Raw genomic sequence first — 17,137 nt, 5'->3', positions numbered from 1 at the left:
GTCAGCCGTCGATTCCGGGGTACGAAAGGAATACGGTCTCTCCCTTTCCCTGAAGGCGAATGTCATGCCGCAAGGTGCCGTCCGGCTCGCGATCTGCGATAAGCGTCGCCCGACGATCGGCCGGCAAGGACGCCAAGAGCGGATCCGCATCCAGCGCCTCGGCATCGTCCGGTAGGTAGACGCGGGTGAACAAGCGATTGAGGAGGCCTCTGGCGAAAACGACCATGAGGAAATATGGGGCATGTCCGCGGTCCGTGGGACCGGGATTGACGGTCGTAAAGGAATAGGTTCCGAGCCGATCGACGGCGTCCCTCCCCCACCCTGTGAAGGTGTAACCGTCGCGATGTAGCGACCCGGTCTCCTCGGGGATCGAGCCGTCCTCGGCCGCCTGCCAGATCTCGATCATGGCATCGGGGACGACGTCACCATTGCCGTCGTAGACCTGCCCGGTCAGACGCACCGCGCCCGGTCGAGAGCGGTCCACGAGCTCGTTGCCTCCACGGTACGGCAGTCCGACCGCTTCGGCTGCGGTGGCATAACCGAAAAAGGGGCCAATCGTTTGCCCAGGGGTGGGCGTGAGATCCTGCGGGTGATCGGCCAGGGGCCGCCCTATGCTGGTGGGACGCGTCGTCGTGTCGCGGGTCATCGCTGCTCCTCTTCGGGTTCCATCCAGGTCCGCTGGCTGCCACCGAGGACGATGTCCCACCGGTAGCCTAAAAGCCATTCGTGTTCCGAGACGCCGTGGTCGTAGGTCGCGACCAGACGATCACGCGCCTTCTGATCCGTAATCGACTGGTAGATCGGATCCAGACTGAACAGCGGATCACCGGGGAAGTACATCTGGGTGATCATGCGCTGTGTAAAGTCCGTGCCGAACAGCGAAAAGTGCACGTGGGCCGGGCGCCAGGCATTGCGGTGGTTCTTCCACGGGTACGGCCCCGGCTTGATGGTGGTGAATTCGTAATTTCCGGCTTCGTCGGTGAGGCACCGACCGACGCCCGTGAAGTTCGGGTCGATCGGGGCCGGATGTTGATCCCTTTTGTGGATGTAGCGTCCAGCGGCATTGGCCTGCCAAATTTCCACGAGCTGATGACGGACCGGGCGACCGGCGGCGTCCATGACCCGGCCGGTGATCTTGATCCTCTCGCCCACGGGTTCTCCGCCGCCCTGGATCGTCAGATCGGATTCGAGCTCGTGAACGTCGCGATGTCCGAAAGCCGGGGACGTGAGTTCGATGAGCTCCGGGTCCGTATGGTGGAGGTCCTTGGTCGGGTGCCGCAACACCGAACTCCGATACGGGGGAAAATCCAGACGGGGTTGCGTTTCCGCCGATCCACCGCTGCGAGCCGCCTGATGAACCCGATCGATCTCTCGATTGATCGCGTCTTGGCTGTCCGCGGCGGCGTCGGAATTCAACACCACCGGCTGGGTGAAGTTCTCCTCGTCCAGATTCTTTTCGGCGTGTGACTCCTGTGTCATGCCGTCCTCCCTTCCTGTTCCCGAATCCGCTCGTGATCCGCGCCATGGTCAATCTATCGGCGAAAAGTTCGCTCTCAGAATTTGTGTGCGCGATGCGAACCTCGAGGAGGGTGATTCAGGGTCCGAGGGAGGCCCTGGTGACAGGCACGAAGCTACCCCACCTTTAACGACGGCCGGCCCCCTCCAGATTGGAGAGGGCCGGCCGTCGTTCGGTGCGGATCGCCCTAAGGCAGGTCCGCAACTCAGTGTTTAGTTATTGCCGAAGTCGTAGTCATCCAACGGGATGGCCTGGAACTCGGCGGCCACGGAAGCGTCATTTTCGGCAGCGTAGCTGAAGTCACCAAAACCGGTGGAGTTGGCATACATCTTCTCGCGTGCTTCCTCGGTCGGCTCAACCTCGATGTCGTTGTAACGGTCCAAACCGGTACCGGCGGGGATGAGCTTACCGATGATGACGTTCTCCTTGAGGCCAACCAGCGGGTCGGACTTGCCCTCCATCGCGGCCTGCGTGAGGACGCGAGTGGTCTCCTGGAAGGAGGCCGCAGAGAGCCACGAGTCGGTCGCCAACGAGGCCTTGGTGATGCCCATCAGCTCCGGACGACCGGCCGCCGGACGCTGCTGCGTCGTCACGGCCTTCTTATTCGCCTGCTGGAACTGCACGGTCTCCACCAATTCGCCCGGAAGCAGATCGGTCTCGCCGGATTCGATCACCGTGATGCGGCGGGTCATCTGACGGACGATAACTTCCACGTGCTTGTCGTGGATGCCCACACCCTGCGAGCGGTACACGCCCTGGACCTCGTCCACCAGGTGCTTCTGCGCCTCGCGGGGACCACGGATACGCAGAACTTCCTTCGGATCCACGGCACCGGAGACCAACTGCTGGCCAACCTCGACGCGTTCGCCGTCTTCCACGAGCAGGCGAGCACGGCGCAGGATCGGGTAGGCGATGGCCTCGTCGTCCTTGCTGTCCGGCGTCACGATGATCTTCAAGGCCTTCTCGGTGTCCTCGATGGTCACGCGACCGGCGATCTCGGAGATCGGAGCCACGCCCTTCGGGGTTCGTGCCTCAAAGAGCTCCTGAATACGGGGCAGACCCTGAGTGATGTCCTCGGCGGAGGCAACACCACCGGTGTGGAAGGTACGCATGGTCAGCTGGGTACCCGGCTCACCGATCGACTGCGCAGCGATAATGCCCACGGCCTCACCAATGTCCACCAGGTTGCCCGAGGCCATCGAACGGCCGTAGCACTTGGCGCACACACCGACGGCGGACTCACAGGTCAGCACCGAACGGACGCGAACTTCCTGGATGCCAGCCTTGTACATCGTCTGGATGACGGAATCCGAAACGTCCTCGCCCGCAGGGACCAGAACGTTACCGTCCTCATCCTTCACATCGACCGCAAGGATACGGCCGTGGATCGAGTTCTCGACGTCCTCATGCAGCGAGATAGAGCCGGTATCCGGATCGACCTGCACCAACGGGAGCACCAGGCCACGACGGGTCTGGCAGTCGAGTTCGCGAACGATGACGTCCTGCGAAACGTCCACGAGACGACGGGTCAAGTAACCCGAGTTCGCGGTACGCAACGCGGTATCGGCAAGGCCCTTACGAGCACCGTGCGTCGCGATGAAGTACTCCAGAACCGACAGGCCCTCGCGGTACGAGGACTTGATCGGGCGGGGCATGATCTCGCCACGGGTGTTCGCCACCAGACCACGGATACCCGCAATCTGACGGACCTGCATCCAGTTACCACGGGCGCCCGAAGACACCATGCGGTTGATCGTGTTGAGGTCGGTGAGGTTGTCGCGCATCGCCTCGGCCACCTCGTCGGTCGCCTTCGTCCAGATGTCGATCAGCTCGGAACGACGCTCGTCGTCGTCGATCAGACCCATCTCGTACTGGCCCTGGATCTCGTCGGCCTGCTGCTCGTAGCCTGCCATGATCTGGGGCTTGCTCGGCGGCGTCGCGATGTCGGAGACGGCGACGGTCACGCCGGAGCGCGAAGCCCAGTAGAAACCGGTGTCCTTGAGGTTGTCCAGAGTGCGGGCAACCTCGACCATCGGGTAGTTCTCGGCGAGGTCGTTGACCAGCTGTCCGAGGCCCTTCTTGTCGGCGACGCCGCGGAACCACGGGTAATCGGCCGGAAGAGTCTCGTTGAACAGCACCTGTCCCACGGTGCACTCGACCAGGACGGGCTGTCCCTGCTCCCAACCCTCCGGTGCTTCCCATCCTTCGTACGGCACGAAGTCGTTGAGGATGATCTTCACTCGGGAGTTGAGGTGGATCTCGTGACGCTCCATGGCCATGATCGCCTCGGCGAGGGAGGAGTAGGCGTGGCCCTCTCCCTTTTCGCCGTCACGAACCGTGGTCAGGTGGTACAGACCGATGATCATATCCTGCGACGGAACCGCCACCGGACGGCCGTCGGAGGGCTTCAGGATGTTGTTCGAGGAAAGCATCAACACGCGAGCTTCCGCCTGCGCCTCGGGGCTCAGGGGAAGGTGCACGGCCATCTGGTCACCATCGAAGTCGGCGTTGAAGGCCGAGCACACGAGCGGGTGAAGCTGAATGGCCTTGCCCTCGACGAGCTGCGGCTCGAACGCCTGAATGCCCAGACGGTGCAGGGTTGGCGCACGGTTGAGCAACACGGGGTGCTCCGTGATGATTTCTTCCAAGACGTCCCAAACCTGCGGGCGGAAACGCTCGACCATACGCTTGGCCGACTTGATGTTCTGCGCGTGGTTCAGCTCCACGAGGCGCTTCATCACGAAGGGCTTGAACAGCTCCAAAGCCATCTGCTTGGGCAGACCACACTGGTGCATCTTGAGCTGGGGACCAACGACGATCACGGAACGGCCCGAGTAGTCGACGCGCTTACCGAGCAGGTTCTGACGGAAGCGTCCCTGCTTGCCCTTGAGCATGTCGGAGAGCGACTTGAGCGGGCGGTTGCCCGGACCCGTCACGGGTCGGCCGCGACGGCCGTTGTCGAACAGTGAGTCCACGGCCTCCTGGAGCATGCGCTTCTCGTTGTTCACGATGATCTCGGGGGCACCAAGATCCAAAAGACGCTTCAGGCGGTTGTTGCGGTTGATCACACGGCGGTAGAGGTCGTTCAGGTCCGACGTCGCAAAGCGTCCACCATCGAGCTGCACCATCGGGCGCAACTCCGGCGGAATGACCGGGACGGCGTCCAGAACCATGCCGAGCGGCGAGTTATCCGTGGTCAGGAAGGCGTTGATGACCTTGAGGCGCTTGAGCGCACGAGTCTTGCGCTGTCCCTTGCCGTTCTGGATGACCTCGCGGAGGGCCTCAGCTTCAGCCTCCATATCGAAGTTCTCGAGACGACGCTTGATGGACTCGGCGCCCATCGATCCCTCGAAGTACATGCCGTACTTGTCGACCATCGAACGGTACAGAGCTTCATCGCCCTCGAGGTCGCTGACCTTGAGGTTCTTGAAGCGGTCAAAGACCTGGTCGAGGTGAGAAATCTCGGCGTCGACGCGCTTGCGAACCTGAGCCATCTGGCGTTCCGAGGAATCGCGCAGCTTGCGCTTCTCCGCGGCCTTGCCACCCTCGGCTTCGATGCGCGCGAGCTCTTCCTCGGTCTCCTTGGCAATCGCCGCAATATCGGCGTCGCGCTCGGATTCCAGGGACTTCTTGTCCTTATCGTGCGCGGCCTGAAGGTTCGGCAGGTCGTCGTGACGGCCTTCCTCATCAACCCACGTAATCATGTACGCGGCGAAGTAGATGATCTTCTCGAGATCCTTCGGCGCGAGGTCCAGGAGGTAACCCAAGCGCGACGGAACGCCCTTGAAGTACCAAATGTGGGTGACCGGTGCGGCCAGCTCGATGTGGCCCATCCGCTCACGGCGCACCTTGGCGCGAGTCACCTCGACGCCGCAGCGTTCACAGATGATGCCCTTGAAGCGCACGCGCTTGTACTTACCGCAGTAGCATTCCCAGTCGCGGGTCGGACCGAAGATCCGCTCGTCGAACAGGCCTTCCTTCTCCGGCTTCAGGGTTCGGTAGTTAATGGTCTCCGGCTTCTTGACCTCACCGTACGACCAGTTTCGGATATCTTCCGCGGTGGCCAGGCCAATCCGCATCAAACCAAGTGAAGATTCGTTGGACATGGGGTCCTTTTCTCTCAAAAAACTCTAGAAGGATCTGGTGTGGATGAGGGGTGTTTAGACTTCCTCGACCGAGCTGGGCTCGTTGTGGGAGAGGTCAATACCCAATTCATCGGCAGCCCGGAATCCTTCGTCCTCCGAGTCGCGCATTTCGATCGCATTGCCTTCGGTCGAGAGGACCTCGACGTTCAGGCACAGAGACTGCATTTCCTTGATGAGCACCTTGAAGGACTCGGGGACACCCGGTTCGGGGATGTTGTCGCCCTTCACGATGGCCTCGTAGACCTTGACGCGTCCGTGGACGTCGTCGGACTTGATGGTCAGGATTTCCTGCAGCGTGTAGGCGGCGCCATACGCCTCGAGTGCCCACACCTCCATCTCGCCGAAACGCTGTCCGCCGAACTGTGCCTTACCGCCCAGCGGCTGCTGGGTAATCATCGAGTAAGGACCGGTCGAACGGGCGTGAATCTTGTCGTCCACCAAGTGGTGCAGCTTCAGGATGTACTGGTAGCCCACCGAAATCGGCTCGGGGAACGGCTCACCGGTACGTCCGTCGAACAACATCGCCTTGCCGGAGCGGTCGATCAGACGCTCGCCGTCCCGGTTCAGCGTCGTGTGGTCCAGGAGGTCGAAGATTTCGTTCTCCTCCGCACCGTCGAACACCGGAGTCGCGACCTTGGTGGGGCCGGATTCCTTCGGGAAGTTCGGCAGATTCTCGAGCCACTCGGGATTGCCCTCGATCTTCCAACCCTGCTTGGCCAACCAACCGGTATGGACCTCGAGCACCTGGCCGATGTTCATACGGCCCGGCACACCGAGCGGGTTCAGGATGACGTCCACCGGAGTTCCGTCGGCCATGAACGGCATGTCCTCGACCGGAAGGATCTTGGAGATGACGCCCTTGTTACCGTGACGGCCTGCGAGCTTGTCACCGTCGGTGATCTTGCGCTTGTGAGCCACGTAGACGCGAACCAGCTGGTTGACTCCGGGAGGCATGTCCTCGTCGTCTTCGTCGCGGTCGAACACGCGGACGCCGATGACGGTTCCGGACTCGCCGTGGGGAACCTTCAAGGAGGTGTCACGAACCTCGCGGGACTTCTCACCGAAGATCGCGCGGAGCAAGCGCTCCTCAGGGGTCAGCTCGGTCTCACCCTTCGGCGTGACCTTACCCACCAGGATGTCGCCGGCCTCGACCTCGGCACCGATGTGGATGATGCCGCGCTCGTCCAGTGCGGACAGCACCTCTTCCGAGACGTTCGGGATGTCCCGGGTGATCTCTTCGGCGCCCAGCTTGGTGTCGCGGGCATCGATCTCGTGCTCCTCGATGTGGATCGAGGTCAAGACGTCGTCCGAGACCATACGCTGCGAGAGGATGATCGCGTCCTCGTAGTTGAGGCCTTCCCAGGACATGTATGCGACCAAGAGGTTCTTACCGAGGGCCAGTTCGCCCTTGTCGGTCGAGGGGCCGTCGGCAATCAAGCCGCGGTATCCCACGCGGTCTCCCTCGGAAACCACAACACGGTGGTTGTAGCAGTTACCCGGGTTGGAGCGCTGGAACTTGGCGATCGGGTACGAAGTCGTGGTGCCGTCGTCGTTCGCAATGACGACCAGATCGGCGGAAACTTCGCGGACCACACCGGCCTTCTTGGCCAGCACGGAATCGCCCGAGTCCATCGCGGCGTAGCCTTCCATGCCCGTGCCGACGACCGGCGACTCGGATTCGAGCAGCGGCACTGCCTGACGCTGCATGTTGGCACCCATGAGCGCGCGGTTGGCGTCGTCGTGTTCGAGGTAAGGAATCAACGACGTCGCCACGGACACCATCTGGCGCGGGGAAACGTCCATGAATTCGACGTCGGCGGCCGGCTTGGCCTCGGCTTCACCGGAACCGTCTGCGGCGCGGCACAGGACGTACTCTTCGGCAAAGTGCTGGTCCTCGGTGAGAGGAGCATTTGCCTGCGCGATGATCTTGCCCTTTTCGTCATCCGCAGTCAGGTACATGACCTTCTCGGTGACCTTGCCGTCGACGACTTCGCGATACGGAGTCTCGATGAAACCGAAGGGGTTGATGCGCGCGAAGGTCGCGAGCGATCCGATCAGACCGATGTTCGGGCCTTCAGGGGACTCAATCGGGCACATGCGTCCGTAGTGGGACGGGTGCACGTCTCGGACCTCCATGCCGGCGCGGTCGCGGGAGAGGCCTCCCGGGCCGAGCGCGGACAGGCGACGCTTGTGGGTCAGCCCGGCGAGCGGGTTGTTCTGATCCATGAACTGCGAGAGCTGGGAGGTGCCGAAGAACTCCTTGATGGAGGCGACCACCGGGCGGATATTGATCAGGGTCTGAGGCGTGATGGCCTCGACGTCCTGGGTAGTCATCCGCTCGCGCACGACGCGCTCCATACGGGACAGACCCGTACGGATCTGGTTCTCGATCAGCTCGCCTACCGCACGAATACGGCGGTTACCGAAGTGGTCGATGTCGTCGGTGCTGACGTAGATGTCGGTGTCGACGCCGTCGCGCTTGCCCTTGATGGTCTTGCCGCCGGCGTGAAGGGTCACGAGGTAGCGGATCATGGCGACAATGTCGTCCTGGGTCAGAACCGAGGAGTCGTTATCGGACAGCGCCTTGTCGAGGCCGAGCTTGCGGTTGATCTTGTAACGACCGACCTTGGCCAGGTCGTAGCGCTTCGGGGTGAAGTACATGTTGTCGAGCAGCGACTGAGCTGCATCGACCGTCGGGGGCTCACCGGGACGAAGCTTCTTGTAGATATCGATCAGGGCTTCGTCGCGGGTCTCGACGGTGTCCTTCTCGAGGGTCGCGCGAATCGAGTCGAATTCGCCGAACTCTTCCAAGATCTTGGAGTCGGTCCAGCCCAAGGCCTTCAGCAGGACGGTGACCGACTGCTTGCGCTTGCGGTCGAGGCGAACGCCGACCTGATCGCGCTTGTCGATCTCCAGCTCAAACCAAGCACCGCGGGAAGGGATGATGCGGGCCGAGTAGATGTCCTTGTCAGACGTACGGTCGGCGGCCTTCTCAAAGTATGCACCCGGGGAACGCACGAGCTGCGAGACGACGACGCGCTCGGAACCGTTGATCACAAACGTGCCGGACTCGGTCATGAGCGGGAAATCGCCCATGAACACGGTCTGCTGCTTGATCTCGCCGGTTTCGTTGTTCATGAACTCGGCCTTGACGTATAGCGGCGCCGAGTAGGTGGCATCGCGATCCTTGCACTCCTCCATGGTGTACTTCGGATCAGCGAATTCGGGTTCCGAGAAGGACAGGGACATCGTGCCCTGGAAATCCTCGATCGGTGAGATCTCCTCGAAGATTTCGGTCAGGCCGGACACGCGCTCGACCGAGGCATCGCCGGTCTTTTCGGCTTCGACGACGCGCTGGCTCCAGCGGTCGTTTCCGACGAGGCGGTCAAAGCTGTCCGTCTGCAAGGCAAGCAGGTTAGGAACGCTCAGTGGTTCGTGAATCTTTGCAAAAGAGATGCGTGAGGCGGAACCGTCGTGCGGGTTTCCCTCCGCGAGAGCGGCGTCATAATTAGAGGTGCTCGAGGCGACCAAGATTGGATCCTTCCACAGACCTGTCGGGACACGAAGGCTTGCCCGGATCCACGTTCTCGCGCATTCCGGCTGGCGATCTGACGCGCACAAGGACCGCCCCTATGATGAGCGATCTTGGTGAGTCGGTGGTCGTGGTTGCCTGGAAGCGTGAGCTGGATCCATCAGTTGTACCCACCGCTATATGAAGGCACAAAAATTTAGGGAAAGCGCAAATTTTTACTCTACACTCGGAATTCTGATTTGTCCAGCGGTTATGCGAAACCCGCTCCCCCGCTGAATTAGCACTCGACGACGTTGACGGCGAGACCGCCCTGTGAGGTCTCCTTATATCGGTTGGACATGTCCACGCCCGTTTGCCGCATGGTCTCGATGACTTGGTCCAATGAGACCCGATGTTCGCCGTCACCACGCATCGCCATCTTGGCTGCGTTTACTGCCTTGGCCGCCGCCATCGCATTGCGCTCGATGCACGGAATTTGCACGAGCCCTCCCACGGGATCGCAGGTCAGGCCGAGGTTGTGTTCCATAGCGATTTCGGCGGCATTTTCCACTTGCTCGACGTTTCCGCCGAGCACCTGGCAGAGACCGGCCGCGGCCAACGACGAGGCGGAACCCACTTCGCCTTGGCAACCAACCTCCGCACCGGAAATCGACGCTCGCTTCTTATACAACGTGCCCACGGCCGCGGCCGCCAAGAAGAAGTCGATGACCGCGCGTTCGCGCTTCTTTCGACCGCCGTGGCGAACCTCAGGGACGTAGTTGACGGCATAGTGCAATACGGCCGGGATGATTCCCGCGGCGCCATTGGTCGGCGCGGTCACCACACGTCCACCGAAGGCGTTCTCCTCGTTGACGGCCAAGGCGATCAGATTCACCCAATCGATCGAGTATTGCGGATCCTTATTGGGGTCTTCATTCAACAACTCTCGATGCCATTTTTGGGCTCGACACCGAACTTTGAGGGCACCGGGGAGGTATCCGATACGGGTCAACGATGAGCCGATGCATTCGCGCATCACCTGATAAATGTGCAGAATTCCGGCCTCGACCTCCTCGCGGGATCGGGCCGTCGTTTCATTCGCCATCTTCAGTTCGGCGATCGAGAGACGATGCGCATTCGCCAATTCCACGAGTTCTTCGGCGGAATCGTAGGGATACGGGACATCGGTCAGGCTGTCGCCACCGGCGGCCTCTTCACCCTCTTCGATGACGAATCCGCCGCCGACCGAAAAATAGGTTCGTTCGTCAATCAACAGGCCATCGGAATCTTTGGCCGTAAATCGGATGCCGTTGGTGTGGCGTTCCAAAATGGTCAGCGGACGCAACACCATCGCTGCCTCGCTGATCTCCACCTCGGGCCCCGTCTGAATGTCGGACCGGTTCGCGGTCGACGGGTCGACGTCAGGGGCGAAACCCGCCAGAACGAGCTTTCCGGTGGCCTGATTATCGGAGATCATCTGCTCGGATTCGGCGATATCGATGGTTTCCGGAATCCATCCGGCGAGCCCGTTGACGGTTGCGGACATGGTTCCGTGGCCCGCTCCCGTGGCTGCCAGAGATCCGTAGAGGTCCACTTGGAGACGAGCGACGTCGTCGAAACGCTGCGCGCCAATCAACTCGCTGATGAAGCGGTTTGCGGCACGCATCGGGCCCACGGTGTGTGAGCTCGAGGGGCCCACGCCGATGCTGAATAGATCGAAGACGCTGATATCAGTGGTGCTCTTCATGGCCTTCCACACCTCCGTCAATAGTTGGGGTTCCGGCAGGCCGGATTCGAGTGGTTATTTCGAGCGACGATAGAACGGCAATTCGACGACCTCGAAGTCGTTAGTTTTACCGCGAATATCGACCGCGATGGTCTTGCCGACGTCGGACTGCTCGCGTTCCACGTGTGCCATGGCGATCGGATATCCCAGCGTCGGAGAAGGAATTCCCGAGGTGACGACGCCCACTTCCCGGCGGCCCTCGCCGTCACCGGTCACGAGCTTAGCTTCGGCACGGGCCGGTCGCTTCGACAAGCCTCGCAGGCCCACGAGAACTCGCTGGCGTGGTTCTTGAGCGCGTTCCTGGGCCCTTTCGAGGGCTTCGCGACCCACGAAGTCCGCGCCGTTTTTCAGGGCAATGTCGACCATCTTACCTAGCCCGGATGTATATGGTGAAACGTTCGAGCCGAGCTCATGACCGTAAAGCGGCATCCCCGCTTCGAGACGCAACGAATCGCGTGCCGCCAGTCCTGCCGGGACGACGCCGTGCTCCCGGCCCGCTTCCAGGAGCGCGTTCCACAAGGCCACGGCCGACTCATTGGGCACGTAAAGTTCGAAGCCGTCCTCACCGGTGTAACCGGTGCGGGCGAGCAGCACCTCGATTCCGGCAATCGTCGCAGGGGCGGCGGCATAGTACTTCAGGTCGGCGAGATCTTCGCTGCCATCCGCAAGTCGCACGTTATCCATCACGCTCGCCAATACTTCGGCAGAGACCGGGCCCTGCAGAGCGATCAATGAGGTCGCGCTGGTCTCCTCGTGGATGGACGCATCGAAGTCGGCGCCGCGAACCGTAAATTCCCGAAGGACGGCGTCGGCGTTCGCTGCGTTCGGCACGACGAGGTATTCCTCCTCGCCCACTCGGTACGTGATGAGGTCGTCCACGAGGCCGCCTTCGGCATTCGCCATGACCGAGTATTTGGCGCGCCCTACCGCGAGCTTCGAGAAGGACGAGACCAGGGCGTAGTCCAGAAGGGCAGAAGCTTCCGGGCCCGTGATCCTGATTTCGCCCATGTGGGACAGGTCGAAGAGACCCGCCGCCTCGCGCACGGCGCGGTGCTCTGCGACGTCGTTGTCGTATTTCAACGGCATTTCCCAGCCGCCAAAGTCGGTGAAGCTCGCTCCCAGCTCCTCATGGACTCCGTGGAGCATCGTGGTGCGCGGACCTTCGGTATTGGGGATGAAGTCGGTATTTTGAGCAGTCATCTTCGTGTCTCCCTGATCGAACGATTCGATTATGCGTCTTCGGCGGCCAGCGGGCCCTCGAGGTCAAAAGCCTCCATGGGAGGGCATTCACAGACGAAGTGTCGGTCCCCCGCGGTGCCGTCGATGCGGCCCACCGGAACCCAATACTTGGAATGACGCAAACGCGGCACCGGATAAGCGGCAAGGCTCCGAGAGTAGGGGCGATCCCATTCGTCGGCGGTCAGGACCTCGGCCGTGTGCGGCGCCAACCGCAGCACCGATTGTTCGGCGTCGACCCGACCCTCGGCCACCTCGATCATTTCCGCACGGATATGAATCATCGCCTCGATAAAACGCTCGAGTTCCTCCAAAGATTCCGACTCCGTGGGCTCGACCATGAGGGTTCCCGCTACGGGAAAGGCCAGGGTCGGGGCGTGGAAGCCGTAGTCGATCAGGCGCTTGCAGACATCCTCCGCGGTGATTCCCGAGGCTTGGGAGAGATCCCGCACATCGATAATGCACTCGTGAGCCACCAATCCCGACGGCCCGGTGTACAGAACCGGGAAGTAGTCGTTGAGCCTCTTCGCGAGATAGTTCGCGTTGAGGATCGCGACTTCCGACGAGGCGCGGAGGCCTTCCGCTCCCGTCATCGCGATGTACATCCACGAAATGGGCAACACGCCGGCGGATCCAAAGAAAGCCTGAGAAACCGCCTCGACGCGGCGTGAGTCGGCGCCCGAATCGGCATCGAGCTCCGCCGCATCTCCGGGGAGATACGGTGCCAGCTGCGACGCTACGGCCACGGGACCAACGCCGGGGCCCCCGCCACCGTGCGGAATGCAGAACGTCTTGTGCAAGTTCAGGTGCGAAACGTCGCCCCCAAATTCGCCAGGTGCGGCCAATCCCATCAAGGCATTCAGGTTGGCGCCGTCGACGTAGACCTGTCCCCCCGCCTCATGGACCAGGCGGCACACCTCGGTCACCGTCTCCTCATACACGCCGTGCGTCGAAGGGTACGTGATCATGATGGCCGCAAGTTGCGCACCATATTTTTCAATTTTCGCCGTCAGGTCCTCGATGTTGATGGAACCGTCCTCCGCCGTAGCGACGGAGACGACGCGCAGTCCTGCCATGACGGCCGAGGCGGCGTTGGTTCCGTGCGCCGAAGCCGGAATGAGGACGACGTCGCGCTCCGATTCACCTCGGTCACGGTGGTAGTCACGGATCGCTTGCAGACCGGCGTACTCCCCCTGAGAGCCGGCATTCGGCTGAAGGGAAACGTCGGAATAACCGGTGACCGCGGTCAGCCAGTCCTCCAGGTTCTGGACCAGTTCAAGCCAGCCTTCCGCTTGATCCCGCGGGGCGAGCGGATGGATCGAGGCGAATTCCGGCCACGAGATGGGCTCCATCTCGGCCGCGGAGTTCAGCTTCATGGTGCACGAACCGAGCGGAATCATCGTGCGATCGAGCGCGAGGTCCTTGTCGGACAGCTCCCGCAAATAACGCATCATCTGAGTTTCGCTTCGGTGTGCGTGGAACACCGGGTGACGGAGGTAGTCGTCCTGCCGCAGCACCTCCTCCGGGAGGTCGTACGCACCGGGGCTGTCTGAAGGCGCCGCGTCGAATGCGCTCAGAACGTCATCGAGTTGAGCAAACGTATGCGGCTCGCCAATGCTGATGCCCACCCGGTCGTTGTCGATCTTGCGGAGGTTGATGCCTTTGGCCAAGGCGGCGGCCGTGACCTCATCGGCGCGGCCCTGGGTCACTGCCGTCACGGTATCGAAGAAGGTTTCGTGGGCGAGCGCGATGCCCGCGGCGTTGAGTCCGGCCGCAAGATATGCAGCCTTGTCATGGATCTCTTCGGCGATGCGACGAAGCCCCTCCGGACCGTGATAGACGGCGTACGCACCTGCCACGATCGCCAACAGAGCCTGGGCCGTGCAGATGTTAGACGTGGCCTTTTCGCGCCGTATGTGTTGCTCGCGGGTCTGGAGCGACAGACGGTAAGCGGGCCGTCCAGCCGCGTCGGTGCTGACGCCCACCAAACGGCCGGGCAAGGACCTCTCGAAGCCGCGGCGAACGGCGATAAATGCCGCGTGAGGCCCACCAAAGAAGAGGGGGACGCCGAAGCGTTGCGAGCTTCCGACGGCAATGTCCGCGCCTTGGGCGCCCGGAGAAGAGATCAGCGTCAGAGCCAGCGGGTCGGTCGCGATCGTGACGAGGGCGTTGCGTTCGTGGGCTTGGGACGCGAGTTCGGTGTTGTCGATAACCTGGCCTTCGGAGCCAATCTGCGCCGCGATCACCCCAAAAAGTTCCTCGTCGGGCAGACCCTCGGAGAGATCGACGATGCGGTGCTCGATACCGAGGGCGGTCAGACGGCCCTCTACGATGCGGAGGGTCTGCGGTAGGAGCCGGGCGTCGACGGCGACCGCCCCGCCCTTGACCTTGCGATTGGCCCGGCGCATCATCACGACGGCTTCGGCGGCAGAGGTTGCCTCGTCCAACATCGACGCGTTGGCAATGTCCATGCCGGTCAGGTCCATGATGGCGTTTTGGAAATTGAGCAACGCTTCCAACCGGCCCTGCGAGATTTCCGGTTGATAGGGCGTGTATGAGGTATACCAACCCGGGCTCTCCAGGATGTTTCGCCGCAGAACGGCCGGCGTGATGGTCTCGGAGTATCCTTGACCGATCATTTGGACCTTGACCTGATTTCGGTCCGCGAGTCCGCGCAGTCGACGCGTTGCCTCGTCTTCGCTCAGCGGCTGGGAAAGCCCGGGAAGCGTCATGGGCTCGGAACGCCTGATCGAGGCGGGCACGGCCGCGTCGGACAACGAAGCCAGAGAGTCGTATCCCAGCTCGTTAAGCATGGAGGCGATGTCGGACGGGCGGGGCCCAAGGTGGCGGTCGATGAAGGACATGAGTACTCCGAGGTCGGCGAATGTGCCCTCCCCGCTCTGTGCCTTGACCTGAGAGTTTTCGACGCCGCGACGGTGCGACATCTTGCCCCTTCGGCGGGACCGTGGGGTCCCTTTCCAGAGTTGCCTGACGTTTTCGGTTCATGGGCCTGAGAGTTTCCCGGGGAGGGTTTGCTCCTTCGGCGTCCGGTCGAGCCGGATCTCTCCCGAAAGCGCTTTCGCGGCAATTGACCTTAAGTTTGCCACACCACATCGGGAGGTCCAACCATCAGCCCCGCTCCTCGGTCGGGTCACCGATAAGCGGGGCTGGTGGGTGAATTTGATGCACCTGCCGTGCACGGTCTGGCTCCGACATGATCCTTGCCCGACCGTGCCCGGAATGGTGTTTGGTTGATTCGACGACGGCGTTACCTCGAGGTGAGTTCGTGGCGGCGCCGAGTGCAGCGACAGGAAACCTGTTTTTCAGCCGTTACTCTCGGTACAGCTCCAGCGAGATAGCGCGTACAGAGAGATAATTCACCTGAGTTGGCAATAGGTGTACCAATGGCCGGTGGCGCCTCGGGGGTAGCCCTGAAGGTCGCCTTCGTGCCGGTTCGGGCCTATGAATCGAGACCTACCCAGTCGATCGAGCCATTCCGGAGAAACTGCTCTTTCCAGATCGGAACCTCGGCCTTGATCGAGTCCGCGAGGTCCTCGCACGCACTAAAGGCTGCCCCTCGATGTGCCGCTGCCGCCATGACCGTCAACGCAGATTCGCCGATCTCCAAGGGGCCGATGCGGTGCACAGCCCAGAGACGTGCATCCGCGTGACGCGCCGATACCGTTTCCGCCGTGCGTCTCATGAACTCGCCCACGTCAGGGTGGGCCGTATACGTGAGGCCGCTGACATCCCGGCCCCCGTCGTGATCGCGCACAATACCGTCGAAGACCACGAGGGCGCCCATGGCCCGGGTCATGGTCGCGGCACGCCCCTCCATCTGCAGGTGCTCCAGTGGCTCCTCGACAACGTCCGCGCGGATAACTCGCCCCGTTTCCTGCGCAACGCGCGATGGATCCCCGTTTGACTCATGAGTGGTCATGGCAATCCTCCAATTGGCTCAGGATATGCGGGTAAATGCCGTCCAGAACAGCGATCCCATCTTTGACTCCCCCACGAGAACCGGGCAACGTCACCACGAAAGTCCTCCCGACGACGCCGGCTACGCCTCGCGAAAGGACCGCCGTCGGAGTGGATCGTAAACCGCGATCCCAGAGGGCGTGCATGATTCCGGGGATCTGCCGATCAAGGTATGGGGCGACGGCCTCTACCGTTCGATCATCACTGTTCAGACCCGTTCCACCGCTTGTCAGAATGAAAGTCGGGCGGTTTTCCGGATCCTCGATCACGCGGGCGAACGTCGCCTCGATCTGGGAGTCTTCGACGACCAACGCATCAGGGGTCTCAAACCCCGCGCCTTGAAGCCACTCCACGGCAATCGGCCCGGACTGGTCTTCATAGATTCCCCGGGCAGCGCGGGTAGAGGCCACGATGACCAGTCCCGTCTTCTTGCGGGTATCGCTCATGAGGTGCGCTCCCGCTGCCAATCCCCGGATTTCCCTCCAGATTTCGCCACAACGTAGATTCCTTGCATTTCCGCATGCTTATCCACGGCCTTAATCATGTCGTAGAGCGCGAGTAAGGCCGTATTCACAGCGGTCAATGCCTCCATCTCGACGCCGGTCACCCCCGAGGTCTTCACGGTGGCCTCGACCCGAATGCCCTCGTCCAACCGTTCGAAGTCCACCGTGATTTTGCCAAGCGGCAAGGGATGACACAGCGGGATGAGCTCGGACGTCTTCTTGGCACCCATGATTCCGGCGATACGCGCCACCGGCAACGCGTCGCCTTTCGGCAGGTCCGCCGCGTAGACGAGATCGATGACGTCCGGTCGAGTTTTCAGGGTTCCGGTTGCCGTGGCTTCGCGCTGCGTTACGCCTTTAGCGGTCACGTCAACCATATGGGCGGTTCCGTCAGCCCGAACGTGGGTCAGCTCGGTAGGTTCTTCGGTCATAGTGTTGTCTCCATCAGTCAGAAGTGATGTT

The 17,137-nt window shown here is 61.9% G+C and carries 10 protein-coding genes and 1 riboswitch; all 10 genes read right to left on the bottom strand.

The genetic code is table 11. From position 1 onward, the window contains the following. Position 1: 1 nt before the first annotated feature. The gene (pcaG, locus tag D8M21_RS01360; RefSeq protein WP_082156868.1) at positions 2-646 is read right to left on the bottom strand and encodes a protocatechuate 3,4-dioxygenase subunit alpha; all 645 of its coding nucleotides are present in this window, start codon (positions 644-646) and stop codon (positions 2-4) included. Beyond that, positions 643-1,479: a protocatechuate 3,4-dioxygenase subunit beta gene (gene pcaH / locus D8M21_RS01355; RefSeq protein WP_082156869.1), complete on the bottom strand. Its 837-nt coding sequence runs from the start codon at positions 1,477-1,479 to the stop codon at positions 643-645. The genes pcaG and pcaH overlap by 4 nt, the downstream gene beginning before the upstream one ends. A gap of 249 nt (positions 1,480-1,728) precedes the next feature. Continuing rightward, positions 1,729-5,622 (bottom strand): DNA-directed RNA polymerase subunit beta', encoded by a 3,894-nt coding sequence (locus D8M21_RS01350; protein ID WP_048682949.1) that lies wholly within the window; start codon positions 5,620-5,622, stop codon positions 1,729-1,731. Positions 5,623-5,676: 54 nt separating this feature from the next. Continuing rightward, positions 5,677-9,192 (bottom strand): DNA-directed RNA polymerase subunit beta, encoded by a 3,516-nt coding sequence (gene rpoB / locus D8M21_RS01345; RefSeq protein ID WP_048682952.1) that lies wholly within the window; start codon positions 9,190-9,192, stop codon positions 5,677-5,679. A gap of 278 nt (positions 9,193-9,470) precedes the next feature. Further along, positions 9,471-10,919, bottom strand: coding sequence for an L-serine ammonia-lyase (locus D8M21_RS01340; RefSeq protein WP_048682955.1), 1,449 nt, complete (start codon positions 10,917-10,919; stop codon positions 9,471-9,473). 54 nt (positions 10,920-10,973) lie between these two features. Continuing rightward, entirely contained in the window at positions 10,974-12,158 is a 1,185-nt protein-coding gene (gene gcvT / locus D8M21_RS01335) for a glycine cleavage system aminomethyltransferase GcvT (protein ID WP_048682958.1), read from the bottom strand. Positions 12,159-12,187: 29 nt separating this feature from the next. Beyond that, positions 12,188-15,058, bottom strand: coding sequence for an aminomethyl-transferring glycine dehydrogenase (gene gcvP / locus D8M21_RS01330; protein WP_048683061.1), 2,871 nt, complete (start codon positions 15,056-15,058; stop codon positions 12,188-12,190). A 124-nt stretch (positions 15,059-15,182) separates the two neighbouring features. Next, positions 15,183-15,274, bottom strand: a riboswitch (glycine riboswitch). A 380-nt stretch (positions 15,275-15,654) separates the two neighbouring features. Then, positions 15,655-16,134 (bottom strand): molybdenum cofactor biosynthesis protein MoaE, encoded by a 480-nt coding sequence (locus D8M21_RS01325; protein ID WP_048682961.1) that lies wholly within the window; start codon positions 16,132-16,134, stop codon positions 15,655-15,657. Then, entirely contained in the window at positions 16,121-16,618 is a 498-nt protein-coding gene (locus D8M21_RS01320) for a MogA/MoaB family molybdenum cofactor biosynthesis protein (protein ID WP_082156871.1), read from the bottom strand. The genes D8M21_RS01325 and D8M21_RS01320 overlap by 14 nt, the downstream gene beginning before the upstream one ends. Continuing rightward, the gene (gene moaC, locus D8M21_RS01315; protein WP_048682965.1) at positions 16,615-17,106 is read right to left on the bottom strand and encodes a cyclic pyranopterin monophosphate synthase MoaC; all 492 of its coding nucleotides are present in this window, start codon (positions 17,104-17,106) and stop codon (positions 16,615-16,617) included. The genes D8M21_RS01320 and moaC overlap by 4 nt, the downstream gene beginning before the upstream one ends. Between the last annotated feature and the right edge of the window lie 31 nt (positions 17,107-17,137).

Origin of the sequence: Kocuria sp. HSID16901 (genome assembly GCF_003989425.1) — a bacterium.
Lineage (GTDB): Bacteria > Actinomycetota > Actinomycetes > Actinomycetales > Micrococcaceae > Rothia > Rothia massiliensis.
Note: the sequence above shows the minus strand (reverse complement) of the source record. Positions and strands in the feature narration are given on the sequence as shown.

Coding starts and splice junctions, on each gene's coding strand:
- pcaG (WP_082156868.1), bottom strand. CDS start 646: ATGACCCGCGACACGACGACGCGTCCCACCAGCATAGGGCGGCCCCTG.
- pcaH (WP_082156869.1), bottom strand. CDS start 1,479: ATGACACAGGAGTCACACGCCGAAAAGAATCTGGACGAGGAGAACTTC.
- D8M21_RS01350 (WP_048682949.1), bottom strand. CDS start 5,622: ATGTCCAACGAATCTTCACTTGGTTTGATGCGGATTGGCCTGGCCACC.
- D8M21_RS01340 (WP_048682955.1), bottom strand. CDS start 10,919: ATGAAGAGCACCACTGATATCAGCGTCTTCGATCTATTCAGCATCGGC.
- gcvT (WP_048682958.1), bottom strand. CDS start 12,158: ATGACTGCTCAAAATACCGACTTCATCCCCAATACCGAAGGTCCGCGC.
- gcvP (WP_048683061.1), bottom strand. CDS start 15,058: ATGTCCTTCATCGACCGCCACCTTGGGCCCCGCCCGTCCGACATCGCC.
- D8M21_RS01325 (WP_048682961.1), bottom strand. CDS start 16,134: ATGACCACTCATGAGTCAAACGGGGATCCATCGCGCGTTGCGCAGGAA.
- D8M21_RS01320 (WP_082156871.1), bottom strand. CDS start 16,618: ATGAGCGATACCCGCAAGAAGACGGGACTGGTCATCGTGGCCTCTACC.
- moaC (WP_048682965.1), bottom strand. CDS start 17,106: ATGACCGAAGAACCTACCGAGCTGACCCACGTTCGGGCTGACGGAACC.